Annotated in this window: 26 protein-coding genes and 1 riboswitch; of the genes, 15 read left to right on the forward strand and 11 right to left on the reverse strand. The window is 73.5% G+C overall.

From position 1 onward, the window contains the following. Positions 1-153: 153 nt before the first annotated feature. Positions 154-918, forward strand: a complete 765-nt coding sequence (locus tag ABZW30_RS24680; RefSeq protein WP_355673354.1) for an endonuclease/exonuclease/phosphatase family protein — start codon at positions 154-156, stop codon at positions 916-918. A gap of 113 nt (positions 919-1,031) precedes the next feature. On the opposite strand, the gene ABZW30_RS24685 is transcribed toward ABZW30_RS24680, so the two are convergent. Both ABZW30_RS24685 and ABZW30_RS24690 read right to left on the reverse strand, forming a co-directional pair. Continuing rightward, entirely contained in the window at positions 1,032-1,793 is a 762-nt protein-coding gene (locus ABZW30_RS24685; protein ID WP_355673355.1) for a hypothetical protein, read from the reverse strand. 10 nt (positions 1,794-1,803) lie between these two features. Next, complete coding sequence (locus ABZW30_RS24690) at positions 1,804-2,595, reverse strand: alpha/beta fold hydrolase (protein ID WP_355673356.1); 792 nt, start codon at positions 2,593-2,595, stop codon at positions 1,804-1,806. Between the two features lie 179 nt (positions 2,596-2,774). Between ABZW30_RS24690 and ABZW30_RS24695 the strand changes: the two genes are divergently transcribed. The 3 genes from ABZW30_RS24695 to ABZW30_RS24705 are packed head-to-tail and all read left to right on the forward strand — an operon-like array spanning position 2,775 to position 5,525. After that, positions 2,775-3,599: a lysophospholipid acyltransferase family protein gene (locus tag ABZW30_RS24695; protein WP_355673357.1), complete on the forward strand. Its 825-nt coding sequence runs from the start codon at positions 2,775-2,777 to the stop codon at positions 3,597-3,599. Positions 3,600-3,634: 35 nt separating this feature from the next. Then, a complete protein-coding gene (locus ABZW30_RS24700; protein WP_355673358.1) occupies positions 3,635-4,867 on the forward strand; it encodes a DUF5931 domain-containing protein in 1,233 nt (410 codons plus the stop codon). Continuing rightward, complete coding sequence (locus ABZW30_RS24705; protein WP_355673359.1) at positions 4,845-5,525, forward strand: response regulator transcription factor; 681 nt, start codon at positions 4,845-4,847, stop codon at positions 5,523-5,525. Before ABZW30_RS24700 ends, ABZW30_RS24705 begins: the two co-directional genes overlap by 23 nt. A 42-nt stretch (positions 5,526-5,567) precedes the next feature. Here ABZW30_RS24705 and ABZW30_RS24710 read toward each other — a convergent pair whose 3' ends face one another. Then, positions 5,568-7,526 carry an anthranilate synthase family protein gene (locus tag ABZW30_RS24710; RefSeq protein ID WP_355673360.1) on the reverse strand — a complete coding sequence of 653 codons (1,959 nt, stop codon included), beginning with the start codon at positions 7,524-7,526 and terminating at the stop codon, positions 5,568-5,570. Positions 7,527-7,828: 302 nt separating this feature from the next. On the opposite strand from ABZW30_RS24710, the gene ABZW30_RS24715 reads away from it, so the two are divergent. Beyond that, the gene (locus ABZW30_RS24715; RefSeq protein WP_355673361.1) at positions 7,829-9,178 is read left to right on the forward strand and encodes a class II 3-deoxy-7-phosphoheptulonate synthase; all 1,350 of its coding nucleotides are present in this window, start codon (positions 7,829-7,831) and stop codon (positions 9,176-9,178) included. A gap of 228 nt (positions 9,179-9,406) precedes the next feature. Beyond that, positions 9,407-9,700 carry a (2Fe-2S)-binding protein gene (locus ABZW30_RS24720; protein ID WP_355673397.1) on the forward strand — a complete coding sequence of 98 codons (294 nt, stop codon included), beginning with the start codon at positions 9,407-9,409 and terminating at the stop codon, positions 9,698-9,700. A 22-nt stretch (positions 9,701-9,722) separates the two neighbouring features. On the opposite strand, the gene bfr is transcribed toward ABZW30_RS24720, so the two are convergent. Next, positions 9,723-10,202: a bacterioferritin gene (gene bfr / locus ABZW30_RS24725; protein WP_355673362.1), complete on the reverse strand. Its 480-nt coding sequence runs from the start codon at positions 10,200-10,202 to the stop codon at positions 9,723-9,725. Positions 10,203-10,433: 231 nt separating this feature from the next. Between bfr and ABZW30_RS24730 the strand changes: the two genes are divergently transcribed. Next, positions 10,434-11,063 (forward strand): sulfite oxidase-like oxidoreductase, encoded by a 630-nt coding sequence (locus ABZW30_RS24730; protein WP_355673363.1) that lies wholly within the window; start codon positions 10,434-10,436, stop codon positions 11,061-11,063. Positions 11,064-11,090: 27 nt separating this feature from the next. Here the strand turns inward: ABZW30_RS24730 and pknB are convergent, their stop codons facing one another. From pknB to thiO, 4 genes are all read right to left on the reverse strand, one after another. Next, on the reverse strand, positions 11,091-12,872 hold the full coding sequence (pknB, locus tag ABZW30_RS24735; RefSeq protein ID WP_355673398.1) for a Stk1 family PASTA domain-containing Ser/Thr kinase: 1,782 nt from the start codon (positions 12,870-12,872) through the stop codon (positions 11,091-11,093). 100 nt (positions 12,873-12,972) lie between these two features. Next, positions 12,973-13,770: a thiazole synthase gene (locus ABZW30_RS24740; RefSeq protein ID WP_355673364.1), complete on the reverse strand. Its 798-nt coding sequence runs from the start codon at positions 13,768-13,770 to the stop codon at positions 12,973-12,975. Between the two features lie 3 nt (positions 13,771-13,773). After that, entirely contained in the window at positions 13,774-13,983 is a 210-nt protein-coding gene (gene thiS / locus ABZW30_RS24745; protein WP_355673365.1) for a sulfur carrier protein ThiS, read from the reverse strand. Continuing rightward, complete coding sequence (gene thiO, locus ABZW30_RS24750; protein WP_355673366.1) at positions 13,980-15,155, reverse strand: glycine oxidase ThiO; 1,176 nt, start codon at positions 15,153-15,155, stop codon at positions 13,980-13,982. Before thiO ends, thiS begins: the two co-directional genes overlap by 4 nt. Positions 15,156-15,158: 3 nt before the next feature. Continuing rightward, positions 15,159-15,271, reverse strand: a riboswitch (TPP riboswitch). 124 nt (positions 15,272-15,395) lie between these two features. On the opposite strand from thiO, the gene ABZW30_RS24755 reads away from it, so the two are divergent. The 3 genes from ABZW30_RS24755 to thiE are packed head-to-tail and all read left to right on the forward strand — an operon-like array spanning position 15,396 to position 17,644. Continuing rightward, complete coding sequence (locus ABZW30_RS24755) at positions 15,396-16,598, forward strand: FAD-dependent oxidoreductase (protein ID WP_355673367.1); 1,203 nt, start codon at positions 15,396-15,398, stop codon at positions 16,596-16,598. Between the two features lie 33 nt (positions 16,599-16,631). Continuing rightward, positions 16,632-16,997, forward strand: a complete 366-nt coding sequence (locus tag ABZW30_RS24760; RefSeq protein WP_355673368.1) for an Rv2175c family DNA-binding protein — start codon at positions 16,632-16,634, stop codon at positions 16,995-16,997. Further along, the gene (thiE, locus tag ABZW30_RS24765; protein WP_355673369.1) at positions 16,994-17,644 is read left to right on the forward strand and encodes a thiamine phosphate synthase; all 651 of its coding nucleotides are present in this window, start codon (positions 16,994-16,996) and stop codon (positions 17,642-17,644) included. Before ABZW30_RS24760 ends, thiE begins: the two co-directional genes overlap by 4 nt. Positions 17,645-17,669: 25 nt before the next feature. On the opposite strand, the gene ABZW30_RS24770 is transcribed toward thiE, so the two are convergent. Then, complete coding sequence (locus ABZW30_RS24770) at positions 17,670-18,776, reverse strand: polyprenyl synthetase family protein (RefSeq protein WP_355673370.1); 1,107 nt, start codon at positions 18,774-18,776, stop codon at positions 17,670-17,672. Between the two features lie 173 nt (positions 18,777-18,949). Between ABZW30_RS24770 and metF the strand changes: the two genes are divergently transcribed. Together metF and ABZW30_RS24780 are read left to right on the forward strand one after the other, a co-directional pair. After that, positions 18,950-19,864, forward strand: coding sequence for a methylenetetrahydrofolate reductase [NAD(P)H] (gene metF, locus ABZW30_RS24775; protein WP_355673371.1), 915 nt, complete (start codon positions 18,950-18,952; stop codon positions 19,862-19,864). Positions 19,865-20,051: 187 nt separating this feature from the next. Then, complete coding sequence (locus ABZW30_RS24780) at positions 20,052-20,909, forward strand: hypothetical protein (RefSeq protein WP_355673372.1); 858 nt, start codon at positions 20,052-20,054, stop codon at positions 20,907-20,909. A 54-nt stretch (positions 20,910-20,963) separates the two neighbouring features. Here the strand turns inward: ABZW30_RS24780 and ABZW30_RS24785 are convergent, their stop codons facing one another. After that, positions 20,964-22,457 (reverse strand): NAD(P)/FAD-dependent oxidoreductase, encoded by a 1,494-nt coding sequence (locus tag ABZW30_RS24785; protein WP_355673373.1) that lies wholly within the window; start codon positions 22,455-22,457, stop codon positions 20,964-20,966. 11 nt (positions 22,458-22,468) lie between these two features. Beyond that, on the reverse strand, positions 22,469-23,086 hold the full coding sequence (locus ABZW30_RS24790; protein WP_355673374.1) for a DUF4126 domain-containing protein: 618 nt from the start codon (positions 23,084-23,086) through the stop codon (positions 22,469-22,471). Positions 23,087-23,653: 567 nt separating this feature from the next. Between ABZW30_RS24790 and ABZW30_RS24795 the strand changes: the two genes are divergently transcribed. From ABZW30_RS24795 to ABZW30_RS24805, 3 genes are all read left to right on the forward strand, one after another. After that, entirely contained in the window at positions 23,654-24,235 is a 582-nt protein-coding gene (locus ABZW30_RS24795) for an SAV_6107 family HEPN domain-containing protein (RefSeq protein WP_355673375.1), read from the forward strand. Between the two features lie 65 nt (positions 24,236-24,300). Next, on the forward strand, positions 24,301-25,053 hold the full coding sequence (locus ABZW30_RS24800; protein ID WP_355673376.1) for a methyltransferase domain-containing protein: 753 nt from the start codon (positions 24,301-24,303) through the stop codon (positions 25,051-25,053). 416 nt (positions 25,054-25,469) lie between these two features. Beyond that, complete coding sequence (locus ABZW30_RS24805; protein ID WP_355673377.1) at positions 25,470-25,859, forward strand: DUF3040 domain-containing protein; 390 nt, start codon at positions 25,470-25,472, stop codon at positions 25,857-25,859. Positions 25,860-25,971: the final 112 nt, after the last annotated feature.

Here is a 25,971-nt window from a genome sequence, read left to right on the forward strand (position 1 = left end):
GGCCCTCCTCCCTATCGGCACCGGCGCGCCCCTTCGGCTCAGGGGGAGCCTTCAAGCCCGCCGGCGGCGGTGCGACCGGGCCCCGACCAATCCCGGACGCGCCGCCGCCGTCGCACTACCGTCCTTCCCAGTGACACCGCACAGGGGAGGAACATGACCGCCGCACCCGTCGCACCGCCGCCCGGCCCGCGCCGACTGCGCCTGCTCAGCTACAACATCCGCTCACTGCGCGACGACCGCCGGGCGCTGGTGCGGGTGATCCGGGCCTGCGCGCCCGACCTGGTCTGCGTCCAGGAGTCACCGCGCTACTGGCGGCCCGAGGGCCAGGCCGCCTGGCTGGCCCGGAGCACCGGGACGGTGGTGCTGGCCGGCGGCGGACGCACCACCGCCGGGCCGCTGCTGCTCGGCCGGCCCGGCGCGGTCGAGGTGCTGGGCGTCTACGACCGGCTGCTGCCCAAGACCCGCGGCCTGCACGCGCGCGGCTTCGCCAGTGCTCTGCTGCGGCTGCCCGGCACGGCGCCGTTCACCGTCACCAGCTGCCACCTCAGCCTTGACGCCGAGGAGCGCCACGGGCAGTTCGAGCTGCTGCTCGACCAGCTCGCCATCGCCGAACAGGGCATCGTGGCCGGGGACTTCAACGAGCACCCGGACGGGCCGGGCTGGCGGCTGCTGGCCTCGCGACTGTGGGACGGGTACCCGACCGCGCCCTGGGGCGGGGAGTTCACCTCCGTCCCCGAGAACCCCTACCAGCGGATCGACGCCGTCTTCGCCACGCCCGGGATCACCGTCCTCGGCTGCGGGGTGCCGCACGGGCTGCCCGGCGTCACCGGGGCCGACCTGCGGGCCGCGACCGACCACCTGCCGGTGCTGGCCTTCCTCGAACTGCCCGAAAGCCAGGGCCTGTCCAGCGGGCCCTAGGAGTCTCCTGAAGATCTTGGTTCGGTCGCCCAGTTCGCCCCAGATTGCCGGTAAATGTCAATCAGGTCGAACTGGTGCAAGCCGGGCGCATTTTCAAGATCTTCATCAGACTCCTAGACGACCGCGCCGTGGTCGGGGTCCTCCGGCTCGTCCTCGTCGCGGTCCTTCATCCGGGCGACCAGGGTGACGAAGCCGCCGAGGAAGGCGGTGATCCCGACCCAGGCCGGCCAGCCGGAGATCTCCCGCCAGACCACCGCGTCGATCAGCAGCAGCGCCGGGCCGCCGAGCACGGCCAGCCAGGCGAACTTGGCGGTCACGTCGGCGGCGGGCAGCGGCGGGGGCTCCGGCGGGACGTAGTGCCCCTCGTCGGTCTCCTCGGCCAGCTCGAAGTCGCGCGGGCCGGAGGCGGCGGCCGGCAGGACGGGTCGGCCGGAGCGGGGGCGGGGCCGCGGGGCCAGGTCGGAGAGGTCGTCCGGGGCGGCCTCGGGGCCGACGCCGTCCTTGAAGCCGCCCTTGAGCCCGTTCTGCGCCCGGAGGTTCTCGATCTCCGGCCAGTTGGGGTTGGTGAGGTCCACCGGGTCGTCGAACTGGGCCACCAGCGCGGCGAAGATCGCGTCCTGCTCGGCCTGGCTGCGCTCGGGGGTGCGGCGCGTGCGGGACTCCGCGGGGGCGGTGGCGGCCGGTTCGGCGGCGCCCCCCGCGGGCTTCGCGGGCGCGGCCGCGCCCGCCTCCGTACCGTCCGTCCCCGTACCGCCTGCCGGACCACCCATGGCGCCGTCCCCCTGGACCGTGCCGTCCTTGGGCGCGCCGTCCGTCCGCGCGCCGTCCTCGCGGGGCTTCTCGTCCCCGCCGCCCGCCGTGCTGCTCTCGTGCACTTCCGGCCCTTCAGCCCTGGTGATCGTCGGATTCGGCCCTGCCCCCCGCCGCGTGCGCGGGGGCCAGCCGTCGGATGAAGTCCAGGCTCGCCGCGAATATTTCCGCCGCGTCGTGGTCCAGCGTCGCGACGTGGAAACTGCGCTGGCACAGCCGCTCCGTCACATCGGTCGAGGATATCCGGGCCAGCACCAGTTCCGAGTTGGCCGGCGAGACGACGTGATCCTGCGGACTGTGGAGCAGCAGCACCGGCTGGGTCACCTGCGGCAGCCGCCGCTGGACCTCCTGCCACAGCCTGGCCAGTGACCACGCGGCGTGCAGCGGGGTGCGGTCGTAGCCGAGCTCCGTCACGCCAGGCTTGCGGATGTCGTCGGTGATCCCGGGCAGGCTCGGGACGAGGTGCCGGAGCACCGGAAGCAGCACACTCGCGGGGTTGTCGGAGCGCACCGACGGGTTGACCAGCACCAGTCCGGACACCTTCGGGCCGTGCAGCGCGGCCAGCCGCAGCGCCAGCGCCCCGCCCATCGACAGCGCGCAGACGAAGACCTGCTCGCACTCCTCGGCCAGGGTCAGCAGCTCGCGCTCGACCTCGGCGTACCAGTCCTCCCACCGGGTGACCTGCATGTCCTGCCAACGCGTGCCGTGCCCCGGCAGCAACGGCAGCGAGACGGTGAATCCGGCCGCCGCCAGCTCCTCGGCCCAGGGCCGCAGCGACTGCGGCGACCCGGTGAAGCCGTGGCACAGCAGCACTCCCACCGGTCCGCCGCGGTGGCGGTACGGTTCGGCACCGGGCAGCAGCGACATGGCGGACTCCTTCGCGGGCGGGTGGCGCTGGGGGAGGGGACGCTTGATGGGGAAGAGCTGCGGGAAGCCGCATCGTCCCACGCTCCGCGCCGGGACGTACACCCCCTGCGGCGGGGCCGGGCACAGCCGACGGCCGCGGGGCATTAGGATCGACCGGTCCGCATAACAGGAGGCCCGGGTTGTTCTACCGACTGATGAAGATGATCGTCGCGCCACTGCTTCGGATCTTCTTCCGGCCGTGGCTCGAGGGTGAGGAGAACATCCCCACCGAAGGCGCGGCGATCATCGCGAGCAACCACCTGTCCTTCTCGGACTCGTTCTTCTTCCCCGCGCTGATCAAGCGCCGGGTGACCTTCATCGCGAAGGCCGAGTACTTCAACACCCCGGGCCTCAAGGGCCGGCTGACCGCCGCCTTCTTCAAGGGCGTCGGCCAGCTGCCGGTGGACCGCTCGGGCGTGCGCGGCGCCGGCGAGGCCGCGATCCGCAGCGCCATCGCGGTGCTGGACCGCGGCGAGCTGTTCGGCGTCTACCCCGAGGGCACCCGCTCGCCCGACGGCAAGCTCTACCGCGGCAAGGTCGGCGGCCTGGCTCGCGTCGCGCTGGCCACCGGCGCCCCGGTCATCCCGGTCGCCATGATCGACACCGAGAAGGTGCAGCCGCCCGGCCAGGTGATCCCGAACTTCGGCATCCGCCCGGGCATCCGGATCGGCCGCCCGCTGGACTTCTCCCGCTACCACGGCATGGAGAACGACCGCTTCATCCTCCGTTCGGTGACGGACGAGGTGATGTACGAGATCATGCGGCTCTCCGGCCAGGAGTACGTGGACGTCTACGCGACCGCCGCCAAGCGGCAGATCGCGGAGGAGAAGAAGAAGGCCGACGCCGAGCGCCGCGCGGCCGCCAAGGCCGAGAAGGCGGAGGCCGCCGAGGCGGAGAAGGCCGAGAAGGCCGCCGAGGCCGAGGCCGCCGACAAGCAGGAGCACAAGGAGACCGGGTCGGCCTGACCGACCCGGGCCGGGTCCAGGGGAGGGGCTGGGGGATGGCGGAGGGCGCGAGAGCCGGCACGGTCGGCGGCACGGTGGCGGCCGGCGGGATGTCCGTCGAACTCCCGCTGTGGAAGGCGATCTCCTACTTCCGGGTGCTGGCCCTGTGCTACGCGCTGCTGCGGTACGTCAACTCCTACCTGCACTTCCTGCACCCGGTCGCCGGCTGGATCTTCCTCGGCGCGCTCACCCTGTGGACGCTCGCCAGCACCCGGGCCTTCGCCAACCCGCAGCGCTGCACCCGGGTCGTGCTGGGCTTCGACCTCACCCTGGCCGTGACCGGCATCGTGATGAGCGGGATGACCGACACCCCGGCCCGGATCAGCCACGGTGCGCCCACCCTGCCGACCATCTGGGCCGCCGGTACGGTGCTCGGCTGCGCGGCCAAGGGCGGCTGGCGCCCGGCGGCGGCCAGTGGCGCGGTGATCGGCGTCGCCAACATCCTCGGCCACGGCGGTCCGACCGGCGACAACATCCACAACATCGTGCTGCTGCTGACGGCCGGCTGCGCGATCGGCTACGTGGTCGAACTGGCCCGCGCCAGCGAGGCCACCCTGACCCGGGCGCTCCAGGTCGAGGCGGCCACCCGGGAGCGCGAGCGGCTCTCCCGGGACATCCACGACGGCGTGCTGCAGGTGCTCGCGCTGGTCCAGCGCCGGGGTGCGGAGCTGGGCGAGGGCGCCGGCGGCGGTGCGGACTTCGCCGAGCTGGGCCGGCTCGCCGGTGAGCAGGAGCGCGCGCTGCGGGCGCTGATGACCGGCGGCCCGATCCCGGCCCAGCGGGCCGTGGACCTGCCGGAGGCCGCCTCCGACGAGCCGGGCGACCTCACCGCGCTGCTGCGCCGGTACGCCGACGAGCGGATCACGCTCTCCGCCCCCGGCACCCCGGTGCTGCTGCCGGGCCCGGCGGCCGGCGAACTGGCCGCGGCGGTCGGCGCGGCCGTGGACAACGTGCACAAGCACGCGGGGGAGCAGGCCCGGGCCTGGATCCTGGTGGAGGACGAGCCGGAGGCCGTCACCGTCAGCATCCGCGACGACGGGCCGGGCTTCGCCCCCGAGCGGCTCGGCGAGGCGGAGCGGGCCGGGCGGCTCGGCGTCTCCCAGTCCATCCGCGGTCGGCTGCTGGACCTGGGCGGCACGGCCGAGCTGTACTCGGCGCCCGGGGAGGGCGTCGAGGTCGAACTGCGCGTCCCGAGGAAGGGTTCTGATGACCGATCAGCCGACGACTGACCGGCCGGTGCGGGTGATGGTGGTGGACGACCACCCGATGTGGCGGGACGCCGTCTCGCGCGACCTGGCCGAGGCCGGGCTGGACGTGGTGGCCACGGCGGGCGACGGCGAGGAGGCCGTGCGCCGTGCCCGCGCCTGCTCGCCGCAGGTCGTCGTGCTGGACCTCAACCTGCCGAGCCTGCCCGGCGTCGAGGTGTGCCGCCAGGTGGTCGCGCACGACCCGGCGGTGCGGGTGCTGGTGCTGTCGGCCAGCGGTGAGCACCAGGACGTGCTGGAGGCCGTGAAGTCCGGCGCCACCGGGTACCTGGTGAAGTCGGCCGGGCGGGACGAACTGCTGGACGCGGTGCGCCGGACGGCCGTCGGCGATGCGGTGTTCACCCCGGGCCTGGCCGGGCTGGTGCTCGGCGAGTTCCGCCGGCTGGCCGCGGAGCCGGCCCCGGCCTCGGCGCCGGCCGTCCCCCAGCTGACCGCCCGGGAGACCGAGGTGCTGCGGCTGGTGGCGAAGGGTCTGTCCTACCGGCAGATCGCCGACCGGCTGGTGCTGTCGCACCGTACGGTGCAGAACCACGTGCAGAACACGCTGGGGAAGCTGCAGTTGCACAACCGGGTGGAGCTGGTCCGGTACGCGATCGAGCAGGGGCTGGACGAGGAGCTGTGAGGCGGGTCCCGGGCACTGGCCGCCCGGGACCCGCCCGACTCCTCAGCGCCGTACGGTCGTCGCCTGCTTCAGCAGGGCCGCCACGATGTCCACGCCGTCCCGGGTGAGCACCGACTCCGGGTGGAACTGCAGACCGGCGAAGCCGGGGCCGCGCAGGGCGTGGACGTCTCCGGTGACGGCGTCCCGGGCGACCTCGACGCCCTCGGCGGCCAGCCGGGCCGCGTCGGCGTCCGAGCAGCGCGCGGTGAAGGTGTTGTAGAAGCCGACCGTCCGCCTGCTGCCGAACAGGTCGATGCTCTCCTGCGCTCCCTGGTACGGGACGGCCTTGCGGCCGAGTGCGAGGCCGAGTTCGGCGGAGAGCAGCTGGTGGCTGAGGCAGACCGCGAGCAGCGGCGCGGTCCGGGCGCCGGAGCGGACGGCGGCCAGGGCGTCCGCGACGATCGGGCGCAGCACCGCCATCTTGGGGTCGTCGGTGAGCGCCGGGTCGCCCGGGCCGGGGCCGAGCACCAGCGGGCCGCGGTGTGCGGCGACCAGCTCGCGCAGGCCCGGCTCGTCGTAGCGGACCACGGTGACCCGGTGGCCGAGCGAGGTCAGCAGGTGGGCGAGCATCGCGGTGAAGGTGTCCTCGCCGTCCACGACCAGGGTCGGTTCGGTCTCGGTGACCTCGGACGGCGACTGCATCCGCAGCCAGAACGGGGCGAGGTCGGCCCGGCGGGAGTCGAGCGCGGCCTGCACCCGGTGGTCGTCGGAGAGCCGGGGCCCGGTGGGGCCGGGCAGCCGGGCGGGGGCGGGTCGGGCGCCGATCGCGGTGAGCACCCCGGCGGCCTTGGCGTGGGTCTCGGCCACCTCGGACTCCGGGACGGAGTGCCGGACCAGGGTGGCGCCGACCCGGACGACCAGCTGTCCGGTGGTCGGGTCGATGTCGGCGGTGCGGATGCAGATCGGTGAGTCCAGCAGTTGCCCGCCGCTCGCGGAACGGCCGATCAGGGCGAGCGCGCCGGAGTAGTAGCCGCGCCCGGCGGGCTCGTAGCGCTTGATCACCCGGGTGGCGTTCTGCACCGGGCTGCCCGTCACGGTGGCGGCGAACATCGTCTCGCGCAGCACCTCGCGGACGTCCATGGAGGTCTGCCCGCGCAGCTCGTACTCGGTGTGGGCGAGGTGGGACATCTCCTTGAGCCGGGGCCCGAGCACCTGGCCGCCGAGGTCGCCGACCGTGCACATCATCTTGAGCTCTTCGTCGACCACCATGGTCAACTCCTCCAACTCCTTGGGGTCGTGCAGGAATCGGAGCAGCGAGTCGACGTCGGCGCCGCCGGTCGGATAGCGGTAGGTGCCGGAGATCGGGTTCATCACGACGGTGCCGCCGCTCTGCCGGACGTGCACCTCAGGGGAGGCACCGACCAGGCAGCGACCGGGCTCGCCCCCGGCAAGACGTTCCCCGGTGTGGACGAGGAAGGTCCAGTAGGCGCCGCGCTCCTGCTCCAGCAGTCGCCGGAACAGGGAGAGGGCCAGCTCGGACGAGAAGTCCTCCAGCGTGGCGTGGAAGTCGCGCCGGATCACGAAGTTGGCGCCCTCGCCGTTGCCGATCTCGTCCTCGATCACCCGGCGGACGATCGACGCGTACTGGGCGTCGTCGACGTCGAAGGCACCGTCGGTCAGCGACACCGGCAGGTGCGGCAGGGCGGCGGTGAAGTCGGCCAGCGGCAGGGCGTACTGCTCGGTCACCGTGAGGGCCTGCAGCGGTGTGCCGTCGTCGTGCGCCTCGAAGCCGCGTTCGCGGATCTGCCGGTACGGGACGAGCGCGAGCAGGTCGTGGACCGGGCCGGCCGACGGGATGCCGCTGCGGACCGGAAGGTCGGCGAGGCGGTCGTAGCTGTCGACGGTGCCCAGCAGCACCTCGACGGTGTCCGGGGCGTGTCGGGGGGTGCGGCGGTGCAGCAGGGCGAAGGCCGGGGCACCGGGGGCGGTGAGGCGGGCGAGCAGCTCGGCGGGGGTGGTCACGAGTACGGCTTCCTTCCGGGAGGAATGGCGAGGGCGGGACTGGGTTCCGCTCCCGGAGGGCCGTCTGCTCAGACGCCGACGGCCGCCCCGAGGGGCGGCCGTCGTGTTCGTCTAGGAACGCGCGATCTGTGGGCCACCCATGGAGGAGGCCCACCACCAGGAATGGGTGTGGGGCGCGTGCATAGGTCGAGCGTATCGGATGCTGCCGACCGGGTGACGCCGCACACGGCTTTGTCCGAGACGTGTCTCACCCCTCGGGCAATGGTCACGAATCGCTCGCGCCACCCCGTAGCCTTGGCGGTGTGACCGCAACGACTGAGACATCTAGGACTGGCCACTCCTGGCAGTCCCTGCCCGCGGCGCAGCAGCCTGAATGGCCGGACCACGAGGCTCTGCGCAAGACCCTTGCTGAGCTCTCCTCCTATCCGCCCCTCGTCTTCGCCGGCGAGTGCGACCAGCTGCGCGCCCGGCTCGGTGCCGTGGCGCGCGGGGAGGCGTTCCTCCTCCAGGGCGGCGACTGCGCCGAGGCCTTCGACGGCGTTTCGGCGGAGCACATCCGCAACAAGCTGAAGACCCTGCTGCAGATGGCCGCCGTGCTGACGTACGCGGCCTCGGTCCCGGTCGTGAAGGTCGGCCGGATCGCCGGTCAGTACTCCAAGCCGCGCTCCAAGTCGACCGAGACCCGCGACGGTGTGACCCTGCCGGTCTACCGCGGCGACTCGGTGAACGGCTTCGAGTTCACCCCCGAGTCCCGCATCCCGGACCCGGAGCGCCTGAAGCGGATGTACAACGCCTCCGCGGCGACGCTCAACCTGGTGCGCGCCTTCACCACCGGTGGTTACGCCGACCTGCGCCAGGTGCACGCCTGGAACCAGGACTTCGTGCGCAACTCGCCGGCTGGTCAGCGCTACGAGCAGCTCGCCCGGGAGATCGACAACGCCCTGGCGTTCATGAACGCCTGTGGTGTGGCGCCGGAGGAGTTCAAGACCGTCGAGTTCTACTCCTCGCACGAGGCGCTGATCCTCGACTACGAGACCGCGCTGACCCGCGTGGACTCGCGCACCGGCGACCTGTACGACGTCTCCGGCCACATGGTGTGGATCGGTGAGCGCACCCGCCAGCTGGACCACGCGCACATCGAGTTCGCCTCCAAGATCCGCAACCCGATCGGGGTCAAGCTCGGCCCGACCACCTCGGTGGACGAGGCGCTCACCCTGATCGAGAAGCTGGACCCGGAGCGCGAGCCCGGCCGCCTCACCTTCATCACCCGGATGGGTGCGGGCAAGATCCGCGACCACCTGCCCACCCTGGTGGACAAGGTCACCGCCTCCGGTGCCAAGCCGGTGTGGATCTGCGACCCGATGCACGGCAACACCTTCGAGGCGTCCAGTGGTCACAAGACCCGCCGCTTCGACGACGTGCTGGACGAGGTCAAGGGTTTCTTCGAGGTGCACCGCGCGCTCGGCACCCACCCGGGCGGCATCCACGTGGAGCTGACCGGCGACGACGTCACCGAGTGCGTCGGCGGCGGCGACGAGGTCCTGGTGGACGACCTGCACCAGCGCTACGAGACGGCCTGCGACCCGCGGCTCAACCGCAGCCAGTCGCTGGACCTGGCGTTCCTGGTCGCGGAGATGTACCGCGGCCAGTAGGTCCTGCCGGCGTCCCGCCCCGAGCCGAAGGGCCGCGCCGGCACCGGGTCGGGAACGGCCCGGAGGCGAGCGGGCGAGTGACTGTGACGAAGGCCCCTCCGGATTCGGGATTCCCGAGCCCGGAGGGGCTTTTTCACGCCCGGATCGCCGGGTAAGGTGAGGCTTAGTGAACTAAGGCGAACCTTAGTCAAGATCCACTCTGTGCGCTTCACCCCGGGAGAGACCGCGATGTACGTGTGTATGTGCCATGCGGTCACCGAGGACCAGGTGAAGAAGGCGATCGACGAGGGTGCCGGCACCCCGCGCCAGATAGCCAAGGGCTGCAAGGCCGGTACGGACTGCGGGTCCTGCGTCCGCCGGATCCAGGCGCTGCTCGGTGAGCACGGCGCCCGGCCCTGCCCGACCGCCCGACTGGCCGCGAAGCTCGGCCTCGCGGAGCCGGAGGTCCAGGCCGCCCCCGCTGCTCCGGCCCCGGCACCGATGGCGCCGATCGCCCCGGTGGTCCCGCTGCGGGTGGCCTGAGCCGGTAGCCGGTAGCCAGCTCTCAGGACTCCGGCTGCTCGATCACCTGGGCGATGTAGAGCGCCTCGCCGAGCTTGTCCAGGAGCTCCAGCTGGGTGTCGAGGTAGTCGATGTGGTGCTCCTCGTCCGCCAGGATGGACTCGAAGATGTTCGCCGAGGTGACGTCGTTCTTGGCCCGCATCACCACGATCCCGCGCTTGAGCCGGTCGATCGCCTCGACCTCGATCTGGCGGTCCGCCTCGAACATCTCCTTGACCGTCTGGCCGATCCGGACGTGGAACAGCCGCTGGTAGTTGGGCAGCCCGTCCAGGAACAGGATCCGGTCGGTGAGCGTCTCGGCGTGCTTCATCTCGTCGAACGACTCGTGTCGGGTGTACTCGGCGAGCTTCGTCCAGCCGAAGTTCTCCTGCATCTTGGCGTGCAGGAAGTACTGGTTGATCGCGGTGAGTTCGGCCGTGAGCTGCTCGTTGAGGAACTCGATGACCTCCGGGTCGCCCTGCATGGTGCTGCCTCCCTGCGCTACGTCCTGCGGTGAGTCCTGCGCTGCGCATCCTGGCACCGTATTGGGAGGAAATTCCAGTAAGTTCACACTCACTAGGACATGTGTCGGAATGTCCGATTCAAGGTGAACTCGATGGGTGTGCGCTCGCCCATAGGCCCGTGTGGGCGGGGCGTGAAGCGCGCGTGAAGGGGCGCGCGCCGTGGCTTGGCCGCCGTCTGTCACCATGGAGCCATGGGTCAGTCCGAACAAGAACAGCTTCCGCCGTCTGACCCGAGGCTCCCTCCCGGGCAGCGCGCGCAGCGCGGCTGGCCCGCCCTGCACTACGGGCCGGTGCCCCGCTTCAAGCCCCCGACCTGGGACCTCCAGGTGTTCGGCGCCACCGCCTCGGCGGAGAAGCACAGCTGGGACTTCGAGGCCTTCAACGCCCTGCCGCGCACCACCGTGGTCGCGGACCTGCACTGCGTCACCAAGTTCTCGCTGCTCGGCAACGAGTGGACGGGCGTGCCCGCCGCCACCCTGCTCGACCTGGTGCCCCCGGCGCCCGGCGTCACCCACGTCATGGTCTGGGCCGAGTACGGCTACAGCGCCAACCTGCGGCTGGCCGACTTCGCCGACGAGCACACCCTGCTCGCCACCCACCGCAACGGCGAGGCGCTCACCGCCGAGCACGGCTTCCCGGTCCGGCTGGTGGTCCCGCGGCTCTATGCCTGGAAGGGGCCCAAGTGGGTGCGCGCGGTGGAGTACATGCGCGCCGACCGGCGCGGCTTCTGGGAGGAGCGCGGCTACCACAACCTGGCCGATCCGTGGCGCGAGCAGCGCTACTCCTACCAGGAGGAGCCGGGCGACGGGCCGCTCCGCTGAGGCGCGACGCCGTCCGGGGGAACTCGCTCAGAAGAGGGAGAAGCTGACCGTCACCACGGTCTTCTGCGGGCGCCGCTCGCCCGCCGCCGGGGACTGGCTGCCCACCTTGCCGATGCCGAGGGTCCAGTCGGTGGAGGCCTTCATGGTGAAGCCCGCCGCCTGCAGTGCCTTCTGCGCGTCGTCCCGGCTCATCCCGGTGACGTCCGGGACCGGCACCATGCCCTTGCTGACCACCAGCGAGACCGCGGCGTTCTCCTGCAGCAGCTGCCCGGCCGCCGGCGAGCTGCTGATCACCGAGCCCTGCGGTACGCCGTCGTCGTAGGTCTGTGTCACGGTGCCCTTGGTCAGCTGGGCGGCGGCCAGCGCGGCGGCCGCGTCGTCCGCGCTCTTGCCGGTGACGTCCGGCACCGCGATCCGCTTGGGGCCCTTGGAGACGGTGACCGTCACCGAGTCGCTCTTGCGGGTGCGCGCACCCACCCCGGGGTCGGTGGAGATCACCTGCCCGGCCGGGACGGACTCGCTGTACACCTCGACGAACCTGCCGTGCATGCCCTCCTTGTCCAGGATCCGCTGGGCCTCGCCCCGGTCCTTGCCGAGCATGCCCGGCACCGAGCCGTACAGCCCCTCGGAGATCCCGTAGGTCGCGCCGCCGACCGCCAGCACCAGGGCGGTCAGCGCGGCGGCCCAGATCATCGGCTTGCGCGGGAGGCGGCGCAGCCGACTCGGCCGGCGGGGCCGGACCGGGGTCGGCTCGTCGTACGGGCGCGGCTCGACCAGCAGCTGGTCCATCAGCTCCGCCGGCACGTCCAGCACGCTGGTGCGCTCCGGCGGCGCAGGGGTGTCGGCGGGCCGGGGCAGCGGCTGGATCACCGAGGTCGGTTCGCTGGTCGGGTAGCGCGGGCTGGGCCGGGTGGAGGCGGGCGGTTCGGCGTCCAGCTCCTCCGGGGTGAGGGTGCGACGGACCCGCTGGAGGGCTGCGAGCAGCTCGACCGCGTCGTACGGGCGGGCGTCGGCGGCCCGGGCGCAGGCACCGGCCACGATGGCGTCCAGCGCCGGGGCGACGGCGGGGGCCACCAGCGAGGGGGCGGGGACGTCCTCGTGCAGGTGCTTGTACATCACCTGGACGGGGTTGTCGCCGGTGTGCGGGCGGCGGCCGGTGAGCATCTCGTACAGCAGGATGCCGGCCGCGTAGACGTCCACCCGCTGGTCGGTGGGGGCGTCCGGGAGGATCTGCTCCGGGGCCAGGTAGGAGACGGTGCCCATCACGGTGCCGCCGGTGGCGGTGCTGGTCGAGGTGGGCGCGCCGTCGGCGCTGCCGAGCACCCGGACCAGGCCGAAGTCGGCGACCTTGACCAGGCCGCTCTCGGTGATCAGCACGTTCTCCGGCTTGACGTCCCGGTGGACCAGCCCGGCCCGGTGGGCGGCGCCGAGGGCGGCGAGCACCGGCTCCAGGACGTCCAGCGCGGCCCGCACCGACAGGGCGCCGCGGTCGCGCAGCAGGTCGCGCAGAGTGCGGCCGGGGACGTACTCCATGGCGAGGAAAACGTTTCCGCCGTCCGCGCCTTGGTCGAAGACGTTGACCACATTGGGGTGGGTGAGCTTGGCGACCGCCTTGGCCTCGCGGATGAAGCGGGCGGTGAAGCCCTCGTCCCCGGCGAGCTGGGGGTGCATCACCTTGAGGGCGACCACCCGGTCCAGCCGGGTGTCGGTGCCCTTGTAGACGGTGGACATCCCGCCGGTCGCGATGCGCTGCTCGACCCGGTACCTGTTGTCGAGCAGGGTACCGATCAGGGGGTCGTGCAAAGCCATGTCCACCCGGGCGATTCTAGTGGTGAAGCCGCGCGCCGGACCCGGAGGACGTCGCCTCCGGGCCCGGCTGTGCCCGGCTTGTGACACGGGACACCCGGTCTCAGAACGCCGGACGCTCGCGGGTGTCGAGGTCGGCGCGGCCGGCCATCGCGGAGGAGGCCTCGGCGTGGAAGCGGCGCGGGATGCGGCCGGCCCGGTGGGCGAGCCGGCCGGCCTCGGCGGCGTGCCGCATCGCCTCGGCCATCAGCACCGGCTCCTGAGCCCGGGTCACCGCGGAGGCGAGCATCACCGCCGAGCAGCCCAGCTCCATCGCCAGCGCGACGTCGGAGGCGGTGCCGGCGCCCGCGTCCAGGATCACCGGGACGCCCGCGCTCTCCACGATGAGCTGGAAGTTGTGCGGGTTGCGGATGCCCAGGCCGGAGCCGATCGGCGAGCCCAGCGGCATGATCGCCGCACAGCCGACGTCCTCCAGCTTGCGGGCCAGCACCGGGTCGTCGTTGGTGTACGGGAGCACGGTGAAGCCGTCGTCGACCAGGGTCTCGGCGGCGTCCAGCAGCTCGATCGGGTCGGGCAGCAGGGTGCGCTCGTCGGCGATCACCTCCAGCTTCACCCAGTCGGTGCCGAGCGCCTCGCGGGCCAGTCGGGCGGTCAGCACCGCCTCGCCGGCGGTGAAGCAGCCGGCCGTGTTGGGCAGCACCCGGATGCCGTTGCGGGTCAGCACGTCCAGGACGGAGCCCTGGGTGGTGGCGTCGACCCGGCGCATGGCCACCGTGGTCAGCTCGGTGCCGGAGGCGAGCAGCGCGCGCTCCAGGATCTCCAGGCTGGGCGCGCCGCCGGTGCCCATGATCAGCCGGGAGGAGAAGGTCGTCCCGGCGATGGTGAGAAGGTCGTCGGCCATGGCTCAGCCTCCCTGGACGGCGGTGAGGATCTCGACCCGGTCGCCGGTGGTCAGGGGCGTCTCGGACCAGGAACTGCGGGGCACCACGGCCTCGTTGAGGGCGGCGGCGACTCCGGTGTTGGCCCTGCTGACGGTGGCCACCACCTCGGCGAGGGTCGTGGCGGCGGGCAGCCGGCAGGGCTCGCCGTTGACGGTCAGGGCGATCTCGGTCATGCGGAGGCCTTCGTGGTGGAGTGGTCGGGGGAGAACCGGGTGGGCGTGAACGGCCTTGCGAGGTCCGGGACTTCTCCGGTGGCCAGATACTCGGCGACGAGGTCGGCGGTCACCGGGGTGAGCAGCACGCCGTTGCGGTAGTGGCCGGTGGCCGCGACCAGTCCGGGCAGCGGGGTCGGGCCGAGCAGCGGGGCGTTGTCCGGCGAGCCGGGGCGCAGCCCGGCGGCGGTCTCCACGAGCGGAAGTTCGGTGATGCCCGGTACCAACTCATGGGCATCGCGCAGGAGTTCGTACACCCCGCCGGCGGTGACGGTGGTGTCGTAGCCCTGCTCCTCGGTGGTCGCGCCGATCACCAGCTCACCGTTCTCGCGCGGCACCAGGTACAGGTGCCGGCCGCGCACCACCGCGCGGACGTTGCGGGAGAGGAACGGCCGGTAGGCGTCGGGGATTCGGAGCCGCAGCACCTGCCCCTTCACCGGGCGGATCGCGGGAAGCACGCCCTCGGGCAGGCCGGGCAGCCGGTGGCTGTGCGGTCCCGCGGCGAGCACGATCTGATCGGCGGTCACCGTCTCCCCGGTGCCGAGCCGGGCGCCGACCGCGCGGCCGTCCTCGACCAGCAGCTCGACGGCCTCGGTGCGCCGAGCGACGACGCCCGCGCGCTCACCGGCCAGCAGCAGTGCGGTGAGCAGCCGCCGGGGATCCACCTGGTGGTCGTTCGCGACGTGCAGGCCGCCGCGCACGCCGGGGGCCAGCATCGGCTCCAGTCTGCGGGCCTCCCGGCCGGTCAGCCAGCTCGACTCCAGGCCGAGCCGTTGGTGGAAGGCGTGCAGTTCGCGCAGTTCCTCGCGGTCGTCGGAGTCCAGTGCGACGGCGACCGTGCCGCAGCGGCGGTAGCCGGTGTCCTCGCCGCCGCTCGCCTCGGTGAGCTCGGCGGCGAAGGCCGCGTACCGCTCGTTCGAGGCCATGCCGAGGCGCAGCAGCGGCTCCTCGCCGTACTGCAGCTCGGTGACCGGGGCGAGCATCCCGGCCGCGACCCCGGCGGCCCCGCCGCCGGGGGAGGGGTCGACCACGATCACGTTCCGCAGCCCGCGCTGCGCGGCGCGCCATGCGACGGCGAGGCCGACGATGCCCCCGCCGATCACCAGCACGTCGGCGTGGGCGCCTGATGGCAAGCGTGACAAAGCTGCTCTTCTCCCTTCGCCGGTATGACCCGGATCAGGTTCGGACGGTCGCGGGCCGTGCCAGCCCGCCTCTCAGCCCGGTACGCCGGGCTCCCGTGTGGTCCACCCACCTTAACGCCGGGGGTCGGCCCGGCCGAAGGGTCGTGTGAGGGGCGGGACGGGTGAGCGGGGAGCTCGCCGTCGGGGTCCGGGGGTGGACGGCCGCCGGGTGCCCGCGCGGCGCTGAGTACAGTGACGGGCGTGGCAGAGCTGAGCGGAACGGATCAGGTGGTCGTCGTCGGAGCCGGGCTGGCCGGGGCGCAGTGCGCCCTGAAGCTGCGGCAGGGCGGCTGGCGGGGGCGGATCACACTGGTCGGCGAGGAGCCGCACGCGCCGTACGACCGGCCGCCGCTCTCCAAGGACGTGCTGCTCGGCAAGGCCGACGCCACCACCTTGGACATCGACTACGGGCAGCTCGGCATCGAACTGCTCACCGGCCGCCGCGCCACCGGCCTCACCCCCGGCGTGCTGCACACCGACGGCGGCGACCTCCCGTACGACTCGCTGGTGATCGCCACCGGCGCCGTCCCGCGCGTCCTGCCCGGCGCCGAGCGCGCGCACCTGCTGCACACCCTGGACGACGCGCTGGCGCTGCGCGCGCTGCTGCGCCCGGGGCTGCGACTGGTGCTGGTCGGCGCGGGCTGGATCGGCGCCGAGGTGTCCACCGCCGCGCGGCAGGCCGGCTGCGAGGTGACCGTGGTCGAGGCCGGCCCGGCGCCGGTGCCGGGCGCGCTGCCGTCCGAGGTCGGCTCGGCGATGGCCGCCTGGTACGCCGAGGCCGGGGTCGAGCTGCGCTGCGGGGTCGGTGTGGCCGCCGTCGAGCCGGGGGCGGTGCTGCTGGCGGACGGTTCGCACCTGCCCGCCGACGAGGTGGTGGTCGGCGTCGGCGCCCGGCCCGCGACCGGTTGGCTGGCCGACTCGGGCATCGAGCTGGACGGGACCGGCGCGGTCGTGGTGGACGAGGCGCTGCGCACCGGCCTGCCCGGTGTCTTCGCGGCCGGGGACTGCGTCAGCTACCCGTCGGCCCGCTCCGGCCTCCGGCTGGCCGTCCAGCACTGGGACCACGCGCTGCAGTCGGGCGAGGCAGCGGCCGCCGCCGTGCTCGGGGCGGACGCGGCGTACGACCCGGTGCCGTACTTCTGGTCCGAGCAGTTCGGGCGGATGGTCCAGTACGCCGGTCGGCACGCCGAGGGGGACGAGCTGCTGTGGCGCGGCAGCCCGCAGGACGCCTCCTGGTCGGTGCTCTGGCTGCGCGACGGGGTGCCGAGCGCGCTGCTGGCCGTCGACCGGCCGCGTGACCTGACCCAGGGGCGGAAGCTGATCGAGCGTGGGACGGCGCTGGACCGGACCCTCGCGGCGGATCCGTCGGTCGCGCTGAAGGGGGCCACCGCTTAGCGCCGGACGGCGTCGAGGTGGCAGTCTGGTGCCGTGAGTGAGATCGATGCCAAGACTGATGCCCTGGTCCCCGAGTGGCTGTACCTCCCCGACATCTCCGAGCGGTGGGGTGTGCTGGTCACCGAGGTCCGCAACATGGTCAAGAAGGGTGACCTGATCGCGGTCCGCCGCGGTCCCAACAAGTCGCTGCAGGTCCCGGCGGCCTTCATCGACGAGACCGGCCCGGTGAAGCACCTCATCGGCCTGCTGACCGTGCTGCGGGACAGCGGGTTCTCCGACGAGGAGATCATCGAGTGGATGTTCACCGAGGACCCGACGCTGCCCGGCACTCCGGTGCAGGCGCTGTGGGAGAACCGCGCGACCGAGGTCAAGCGCCGCGCCCAGGCCATGGCGCTGTGAGGACCGACCTGCGGTCCCGCCTGGCCGACGCCCGGCTCTACCTGTGCACCGACGCCCGCCGCGAGCAGGGCGACCTCGCCGAGTTCCTGGACGAGGCGCTGGCCGGCGGGGTGGACATCGTCCAGCTCCGCGACAAGGGCCTGGAGGCCAAGCAGGAGCTGGAGGCCCTGGAGGTCTTCGCCGACGCCTGCCGTCGCCACGGCAAGCTGCTGGCCGTCAACGACCGCGCCGACGTCGCCCACGCGGCCCGGCCGGACGTGCTGCACCTCGGCCAGGACGACCTGCCGGTGCCGGCCGCCCGGGCGATCCTCGGTGAGGACGTGCTGATCGGACGGTCCTGCCACGCCGAGTCCGAGGTCGACGCGGCGATCGCCGAGCCGGGCGTGGACTACTTCTGCACCGGCCCGGTCTGGCCGACCCCGACCAAGCCGGGCCGCCCGGCGCCGGGCCTAGGCCTGGTCTCGTACGCGGCGAAGCAGCCCACCGACCGGCCGTGGTTCGCCATCGGCGGGATCGACCTGGGCAACCTGGACGAGGTGCTGGCCGTCGGGGCCCGCCGGATCGTCGTGGTCCGGGCCATCACCGCGGCGGAGGACCCGCGGGCGGCCGCCGCCGAGCTGTCCCGTCGGGTGCGCGCGGCGCGCTGACCCGTTCCGGGGCCGCCGCCGTCCCTCAGTACTTGCGGACGGTGGCGGCCTCGGCCAGCGCCAGCAGCACCGTACGGGCCCGCTCGTCGGCGAGCGGCGCCGTCTCCAGCGCGGCCAGCGACTGCCGCATCAGCTCCTCGATCCGGCGCTCCACCAGCTCGGGCGCGCCGCTGCGGGCGACCAGCTCGCGCAGCTCGGTGACCTCCTCGGCGGCCAGGTCCGGCGCGCCGAGCCGGGCGTCCAGGTGCCGGGCGTCGGCGGCCGGCAGGCCGCGCATCGCGTGCGCGACCAGCAGGGTGCGCTTGCCCTCGCGCAGGTCGTCCCCGGCCGGCTTGCCGGTGACGGCCGGGTCCCCGAAGACGCCGAGCAGGTCGTCCCGCAGCTGGAAGGCCTCGCCCAGCGGCAGCCCGAACGCCCCGAGGGCCCCGACCAGCTCCGGCCCGGCCCCGGCGAGCAGGGCGCCGACCTGCAGCGGTCGCTCGATCGTGTACTTCGCCGACTTGTAGTGCAGGACGGTCTGCGCCCGGTCCAGCGCGCCCTCGTCGGTGGAGTCGCCGGCCACCGGCTCCAGCACGTCCAGGTACTGGCCGACCATGACCTCGGTGCGCATCAGGTCGAACACCGGCTTGGCGGCCAGCACGGCGGCCGGGTCCAGGCCCGAGCGCAGGAACAGCTCGTCGCACCAGATCAGCAGCAGGTCGCCGAGCAGCACCGCGGCCGAGGCGCCGTACTGCTCGCGGTCGCCGCGCCAGCCGCTGTCCCGGTGCAGGGCCTCGAAGCGGCGGTGGACCGAGGGCAGGCCGCGGCGGGTGTCGCTGCGGTCCATCAGGTCGTCGTGCACCAGCGCGCTGGCCTGCAGCAGCTCCAGCGCGGCCGCCGCGTTGGCGATGCCCTCGCTCGCGGCCGGGCCGCCGGCACCGCGCCAGCCCCAGTAGCAGAAGGCCGGGCGCAGCCGCTTGCCGCCGTCCAGCAGGAAGTCGCGCAGCGCGTCGGAGGCGGGCACCAGCTGCGGCGAGATCTTGCCGAGCAACGTGGACTGGCCGTCCATGAACGTGGCGAGGGCGGCGTTGACGCGCGCGCGGACGTCCTCCACGTCAATGGGGTTGGTCGGCCGGTTGCTGGACGAGGTCACGATGCTGCTCCGCTGGTTCGCTGGGGTGCAGCAAGCGTAGCGGGGGAGCCGGGAACGGGCGTGCGAGCAGGCCTGCGGGGGTGCCCGGGCCCAAGCGAAACAACGTCCACCACTTGTCCCGAATCGTGGGATCGAGTTGTCGGGTCCCTTCGAAGGCCCGATAACCTGCCAGCATGGCACTCGGCATCGCTTCCACGAGATCGGACCGCGCACAGACGGTCCGCGAGCTCCTGGCGGCCGGAAAGCGCTCCTTCTCCTTCGAGTTCATGCCGCCGCGCAGTGAGGTCGGCGAGCAGAAGCTCTGGGACGCCATCCGTCGGCTCGAACCGCTGGACCCCAACTTCGTCTGCATGACGTACGGCGCCGGCGGCTCCTCGCGCGAGCGCACCGTCAACATGGTCGGCCGGATCGCCACCGAGACCACGCTCACCCCGGTCGCCCACCTGACCGCGGTGGACCACTCGGTCGCCGAACTGCGCAACATCATCGGCCAGTACGCCGACCAGGGGGTGCGCAACATCCTCGCGGTCCGGGGCGACCCGCCCGGCGACCCGATGGGCGAGTGGGTCAGCCACCCGGAGGGCGTCACCTACGCGTACGAGCTGGTGGAGCTGATCAAGGGCATCGGCGACTTCTGCGTCGGCGTCGCGGCCTCGCCGAACATGCACCCGCGCTCGGGCAACTGGGACGACGACATCCGGCACTTCGTCACGAAGGTCCGCTCCGGCGCGGACTACTCGATCACCCAGATGTTCTTCGAGGTGGACGACTACCTGCAGTTCCGCGACCGGGTCACCGCCGCGGGCTGCGAGACGCCGATCATCCCGGAGATCATGCCGGTGACCAACGCCAAGCAGCTGGAGCGCTTCCCGCAGCTCAGCGGCTCGGCCTTCCCGGCGGAGCTGGAGACCCGGCTGCGGGCGGCCGTCGACGACCCGGCGGCGCTGCGGGCGATCGGCATGGAGCACGCCACCGCGATGGCCGAGCGCCTGCTCGCCGAGGGCGCGCCCGGCCTGCACTTCATCACGCTCAACCACTCCACGGCGACGCTGGAGATCTACCAGAACCTGGGGCTGCACCAGCGCTAGGAGCCGACCGGGCGCGTTCCCGGGCGAGTGTTCACGAGCCCGTCACCGCACCGACGGTGGCGGGCTCGGTCGTGTGCGGCCGGTGCCGTCGACGGCGGGAACGCGATGCGGTACCCCGGCCGTTGAGCGGGTACAGTCGCCGCACACGCGCGGCGCGCGCGGGCACGCGACTGGAGGTAGCGCGCGGATGGGCATCGGATTCCTGCTGCTGTACGTCGCGTTGGCGGTGGTGGCGCTCTGGCTGATCGCCGAGGTGCTGTTGCAGAACCGGGCGCCGCTGTACTGGCGGATGCTCGCACTGGTCGGCTTCCTCGGCGTCGCCGCCGGGATGGCCCTCGGCTCGGTCGTGGTGATCGGCGCCGGAGCCGGACTGTTCGCGGTGGGCCAGGCCTTCGTCACCCTCTCGGTCAAGCGCGGCCACCAGAACGGCTGGTCCCTGCGGAAGGCCGACGGCGGCCTGCCCGGCCCGCTCGCGAAGGTGCCACTGCTCGGCGCCCTGACCGGCGGCGCGGCCACGGTCGCGGCCGTCGCGGCGACCGAGGAGCGGGTCGGCGAGGTCAGCGCGGTCGAGGAGACCCCGGTCCCGGTCCCGGAGCCGGCCTCCGAGGAGGTCCCGGAGGTCGAGCAGACCGCCGCCTTCGAGATGCAGGCGCTGGCCCAGGACGGCGTCTACGCCCCCTCGTACTACGAGCAGCAGCAGGCCCAGCCGCAGGCCCAGGACCCGTACGCCGCGGCCTACCAGTCCGGCTACGACCAGCAGCAGTGGCAGACCCAGCAGCAGCCCGGCTACGCCTACGACCAGCAGGGCTACGGCGGCTACCCCCAGCAGCAGGACCCGTACGGCGGCTACCAGCAGGCGCAGGACCCGTACGCGGGCTACCAGCAGCAACAGCAGCAGGCCTGGGACCCGAACGCCCAGCAGCAGTGGCAGCCCCAGCCCGACCAGGCCCATCCGGACCAGCTCGGCCAGGGCATCCCGCAGCAGCCGATGTACGACCAGAGCGGCTACGGCTACCAGCAGCAGAACACCTGGCACCAGGGCTGACGGGCGGCCGGCCGCGGACCGTGGGGGCCTGTCCGGCGGATCCCGCCGGACGCCCTAGGCCGGACCGATGAGGTTGGCCGCGATGCAGGCCGACATGCCGACCCGGGAGAGCCCGCCGCCGGGGTGGGCGTTGCCGCCGATCAGGTGGAGCCCGGGGACGGGGGACTCGTTGGCGGCCTTCAGCCACCGGCCCGAGAACCCGGCCAGGACCGGGCGGGCGACCGCGCCGCCGAGCGCGCCGGTCTCCCGGCAGGTGTCCTCCGGGGTGCGTACGACCCGCCACAGCACCCGCTCGCGCAGGCCGAGGCCGGCCGCGTCGACGTGGGCGAGAAGTCGGTCGGCGTAGCGGTCGGCGACGCCGGGGGCGGTCCAGTCGAACTCGCCCTGGGCCGGGACGGTCGCGGTCAGCACCACGCTCTCGTGCGCGTCGTCGGGGCGCAGCGACGGGTCGTCCGGGCGCAGCACCTGGACGGTGGGGCGCTCGCAGGGCGGCGCCGAGAGGGTCAGGGCGTTCTCCTCGGCGGCCGGGTCGGCCGCGTGCACCACCGTCCGGTGCGCGGTGCCCTCCGGTCGGGTACCGCGCAGGGCCAGCAGCACGCCGAACCGGCCGGGCACCCCCCGGGGCTCCCAGTCCTCGGCCGGCCTCCCCGGCCACTCGGCGAGGCCGTGGCGGTGGAGGGCGTCGGCGTCCATCGCCGAGACCACCAGGTCCGCGGCGATCCGGCCGTCCGCCGTCTCGACCCCGCTCGCCCGGCCGGCCTCGACGACCACCCGGGTGACCGGGGTGTCGAAGCGGAACTCGACCCCGCGCAGCTCACAGCGCCGGTACACCGCCTCCGCGAGGGCCCGCAGGCCGCCCCGGACGTACCAGACGCCGAAGGACTGCTCCATGTAGGGCAGCACGGTGGCCCCGGCCGGGGCTTGCCCCGGGGTGAAGCCGTAGCGCACCGCGGACTCGGACAGCAGCGCGGTCAGGCCGGGGTGGCCGCCGAACTCGCGCCGTGCCACGTCCGCCAGGGTCCACGGACGCGGGCGGCGCAGCCGGGCCAGGCCGGTGGGCGCCGGGGCGGGGTACGGGTCGGTGCCCAGGAAGCCCCGGTCGGCCGGGAGCGGCTCCTCCAGCAGCGGGCGCCGGGTGGCTTCCCAGACCGTGCGGCCGTGGTTCATCACCTCGCTCCAGCGGGCGCCGGAGCCCGCGCCGAAGGCGGCGTCCAGGGCCTGGCTGACACCGCCGCGCGAGGCGTTCGGCAGGGTGACGGCGGTGCCGTCGGGGAACAGGTGCCGGCTCTCCGGGTCCACCGGGGCGAGCTCGACCAGCTGCTCCAGCGGCTCCTTGCCGGTCTTCAGCGCGAGGTCGCGGTAGACGGCGGGCAGCGGGAGCAGGCCCGGACCGGTGTCGAAGGCGAAGCCCTCGCGCTCGTACCGGCCGACCATGCCGCCGTACGTGCCACCCGCCTCGCAGACCGTCACCCGGTGGCCGAGGGTCGCCAGCCGGGAGGCCGCCGCGAGCCCGCTCATTCCTGCACCGATGATGACGATCTTTGCCATGGCACCCGATCCTAGGGCTGCTGCGCGAATGCGCCCTGCGCGGCCGCCCGGGCGGCCCTGCGTTCGCGGCGGCGGGCCCGGAAGGCGCGGATCCTGCTGATCGCCAGCCAGACCAGCAGCAGGCCGACGGCCAGGAGCACGGCGGCGATCGAGGCGGCCAGCCAGGGGTGGAAGATCGCCAGGGTGACCAGGCCGGCCACCGAGAGGTCCTCCAGCAGGCTGACCACGATGTTGCTGGCCGGTTCGGGCGAGGTGTTGACGGCCATCCGCAGCGAGGCCTTCACCAGGTGGCTCACCAGCGCCGTGGTGCCGCCCATCGCGCCGGCCGCCACCTCGCTGAGCGAGCCCGGGTCGCTGCTCGCGATCAGCACGCCCACGACGGCGCCCGCGATCGGCCGGATCACCGTGTGCACGGCGTCCCAGACGGTGTCCACGTACGGGATCTTGTCGGCCACCGCCTCCAGCAGGAACAGCACCGCCGCCGCGATCAGCACATCGGTGCGCTCCAGCGCGTGCGGCACCGACTCCGCGCCGGCGAAGCGGCCCAGCAGCCCGAGCAGCAGCACCACCGCGTACGCGTTGATGCCGCTGGCCAGACCGCTGGTGAAGATCAGCGGCAGGATCGTCATCGCGTCCCTCTCCTCGCAATCCCGGGATTCGAGAAACCCCAGCCGGGCAGCTCCGGCCCCGCGTACCGTACCGGGACCCGGGACGTCGCGGGCCACCGCCGCGGTTCCGGACCGGGCGGAGGGCGGCGGACTGAGTACGGATACTCAGATCCACGGTTGAGTACCTCAGCGGATGGCCTCCGACCTGCCGGGACGGGAGAGTAGTGACACCCGGGAGGGCGGCGCGTCGGGCGCCGGACCCACCCGGGTGGCGGATCCGTCCGTCCCCCCGGCCGGGAGGGCCCGGGGGCGGCGGCAGGAGGTCCGCACAGGTGCCGGTCACGGATCCCGCACCGCCGGCACGGGGCGGCGGTGCGGGCCGGGGGGAGACCGGTCACCGACGGGGGGATCGCGCCCCGCCTCCCGGTGGGGGGACGGCGGAGCGACGGCACACGGCGGCGGCGCGGCACGGGGGAGAGCCCGCGCCCGCCGCCGGTACGCCGTCCGGCGGTGATTGTCAGTGGTGCCGTTCACGATGGGGGAGCACGGACCACCCGGTCCGCGCGCTGCCTCGGAACGGGGGAGACCATGACCATCAGCCACCCTGAGCCCGTCACCGCCCGCCTCCACTCCGCCGCCCTGCCGCACTCCACGGGTTCCTCCGGGGGCCGCCCCGCCGGGCGGGACGTCCATCCCGTGCTGCGCCGGATCGCCGCGCCGCCCGCCGCCCTCGACCTGCTCGCCGACGCCCACCGCACGCTCGTCCGCGCCCGCGCGCTGGAGGACCCGCTGGAGCGCTACGCCACCGCCCACCTGGCCGCGCTGCGCACGGTGGCGGCCGTGCTGGCCGTGCGCGGGCGGCCGGAGAAGAACCCGCGAAGGCGCAAGGCCATCCGCAGCGCCTGGGAGGTGCTGCCCGAGGTGGCCCCCGAACTGGCCGAATGGGCGGTCTACTACGGCGCCGGCGCCCGCCGGCGGGCCGCCGCCGAGGCCGGGATCCGGGGCGCCGCCTCGGCCCGCGACGCCGACGACCTGATCCGCAACTCCGCCCTGTTCCTGCGCCTGGTCGAGCGCCTGCTCGGCCTCCACCCGACCCCGCCCGCCCCACGGCTCCCGCTGGACGACGACGAGCCCCCGGGCGTGAACGGCACGCCCGCCCGACAGGCGTAGCGGCCACCCGGCAGGCTTAAGGTGGAGGCATCCTGATCGAACTGCACGTGCCAAGGAGTCCCACCTTGTACCCGACGCGTCCCCGCAGTGCCCTGCGTACCGCCGTGGTGTGGGAGGTGGTGCGGACAGCCCTGGAGAAGCGGTCGGCCGAGCTGGACCAGCCGGTGCTCGACGTGGTCGACACCGGTGGCGGCACCGGCAACTTCGCCGTGCCGGTGGCCAAGCTCGGCCACCGGGTCACCGTGGTCGACCCGAGCCCGGACGCGCTGTTCGCCCTGGAGCGCCGGGCCGCCGAGGCCGGGGTGACGGACCTCGTGCGGGCCGTCCAGGGCGACACCCAGACACTGCCCGAGTTGGTCGCGCCCGGCACCGTGGACGCCGTGCTCTGCCACGGCGTGCTGGAGGTCGTGGACGACCCGGCCGAGTCGCTCGGCAGCCTGGCCGCCACCCTGCGCAAGGGCGGCCTGGTCAGCCTGCTGGCCGCCAACCGCAACGGCGCCGTGCTGGCCCGCGCGCTGTCCGGCCACTTCAACGAGGCCCGGACGGCGCTCTCCGCCGTCGACGGCCGCTGGGGCGCGCAGGACCCGATGCCGCGCCGCTTCACCGGCGAGGAGCTGGGTCGGCTGGCCGAGGGCGCTGGCCTGCGGGTCGAGTCGGTGCACGGCGTGCGGGTCTTCGCGGACCTGGTGCCCGGCGTGCTGGTGGACACCGAGCCCGGTGCGGTGGAGGCGCTGCTGAAGCTGGAGGAGGCCGCCGCCGCACAGCCCGCCTTCCACGCCGTGGCCACCCAGCTGCACCTGCTGGCCACCCTGGTCTGAGCCCTCCGGGCCCTGCCGCCGCCGTACGGTTCGCACACCGTGCGGCGGCGGTTCGCTTCCCGGACGGGTGCCGGTCTCCTCCGCCTCGCCCCGGTGCGCTCGCGAACCTCCCCGGCTGTGGGCCGATTCCACCGGATCGGGCACTTGTCCGACCCGTCCCGCGTTGACCCGGGTGCGGCCCCGCCCGGTCGAAGTGGCCCGTCCCACGCGGCGCAGACCACTCCGTAACGGGTCCACGGACCGTATGATCTGGGTAAAGCCGGAAAGCATGACAGCCGGATGCGTGGGGCATATGGACGACACGGGCCGGGTCCCCCGCACAGGCGTCCGACCGTGTGCCCAAGGCTGATTGGACTTGCCTCCCCGACCGGGGTGGCGGACCGGTCGCACCCGCGACCGACGAGTAGGAGGACTCCGTGCCGCTCTCGGAGCACGAGCAGCGACTGCTCGACCAGATGGAGCGAGCGCTGTATGCCGAAGATCCCAAATTCGCGTCAGCGCTTGAGGGAACCAGGCTGCGCACCTACACCCGTCGGCGGGTCTATCTGGCCATCGCCGGTTTCGTGGTGGGGATCGGCCTGCTGATGGGCGGCATGGTCGTTCCGGACCAGATCTGGGTCAGCGTCGTGGGCTTCCTGGTGATGCTCGGGTGCGCGGTGTTCGCCGTGACCGGCTGGCGCCGCGGGCCCGCGGGCCAGGGCTCCGGCCCCCGTCAGGCCGCCGCCCCGCGCCGCAAGGCCGGGATGATGGACCGGGTGGAGCAGCGCTGGCAGCGCCGCCGGGACGAGCAGACCGGCGGCTTCTGAGCCGCTTGACCACGACGAACAGCCGGGGCGGGCGGGCGCGGGGCGGCGCCCCCCCGGCGGGGGGCCGCCCCGGCCCCGAGCGCGGAGGGCACCCGCGGGGCCGCGCTGGGCC

The sequence above is a fragment of the Kitasatospora sp. NPDC004669 genome (genome assembly GCF_040609455.1).
Lineage (GTDB): Bacteria > Actinomycetota > Actinomycetes > Streptomycetales > Streptomycetaceae > Kitasatospora.

Excerpts from the sequence above, each read along its gene's own strand:
- ABZW30_RS24680 (WP_355673354.1), top strand. The coding sequence starts at position 154 with ATGACCGCCGCACCCGTCGCACCGCCGCCCGGCCCGCGCCGACTGCGC.
- ABZW30_RS24690 (WP_355673356.1), bottom strand. The coding sequence starts at position 2,595 with ATGTCGCTGCTGCCCGGTGCCGAACCGTACCGCCACCGCGGCGGACCG.
- ABZW30_RS24700 (WP_355673358.1), top strand. The coding sequence starts at position 3,635 with ATGGCGGAGGGCGCGAGAGCCGGCACGGTCGGCGGCACGGTGGCGGCC.
- ABZW30_RS24705 (WP_355673359.1), top strand. The coding sequence starts at position 4,845 with ATGACCGATCAGCCGACGACTGACCGGCCGGTGCGGGTGATGGTGGTG.
- ABZW30_RS24720 (WP_355673397.1), top strand. The coding sequence starts at position 9,407 with ATGTACGTGTGTATGTGCCATGCGGTCACCGAGGACCAGGTGAAGAAG.
- bfr (WP_355673362.1), bottom strand. The coding sequence starts at position 10,202 with ATGCAGGGCGACCCGGAGGTCATCGAGTTCCTCAACGAGCAGCTCACG.
- ABZW30_RS24730 (WP_355673363.1), top strand. The coding sequence starts at position 10,434 with ATGGGTCAGTCCGAACAAGAACAGCTTCCGCCGTCTGACCCGAGGCTC.
- pknB (WP_355673398.1), bottom strand. The coding sequence starts at position 12,872 with ATGGCTTTGCACGACCCCCTGATCGGTACCCTGCTCGACAACAGGTAC.
- ABZW30_RS24740 (WP_355673364.1), bottom strand. The coding sequence starts at position 13,770 with ATGGCCGACGACCTTCTCACCATCGCCGGGACGACCTTCTCCTCCCGG.
- thiS (WP_355673365.1), bottom strand. The coding sequence starts at position 13,983 with ATGACCGAGATCGCCCTGACCGTCAACGGCGAGCCCTGCCGGCTGCCC.
- metF (WP_355673371.1), top strand. The coding sequence starts at position 18,950 with ATGGCACTCGGCATCGCTTCCACGAGATCGGACCGCGCACAGACGGTC.
- ABZW30_RS24780 (WP_355673372.1), top strand. The coding sequence starts at position 20,052 with ATGGGCATCGGATTCCTGCTGCTGTACGTCGCGTTGGCGGTGGTGGCG.
- ABZW30_RS24785 (WP_355673373.1), bottom strand. The coding sequence starts at position 22,457 with ATGGCAAAGATCGTCATCATCGGTGCAGGAATGAGCGGGCTCGCGGCG.
- ABZW30_RS24790 (WP_355673374.1), bottom strand. The coding sequence starts at position 23,086 with ATGACGATCCTGCCGCTGATCTTCACCAGCGGTCTGGCCAGCGGCATC.
- ABZW30_RS24795 (WP_355673375.1), top strand. The coding sequence starts at position 23,654 with ATGACCATCAGCCACCCTGAGCCCGTCACCGCCCGCCTCCACTCCGCC.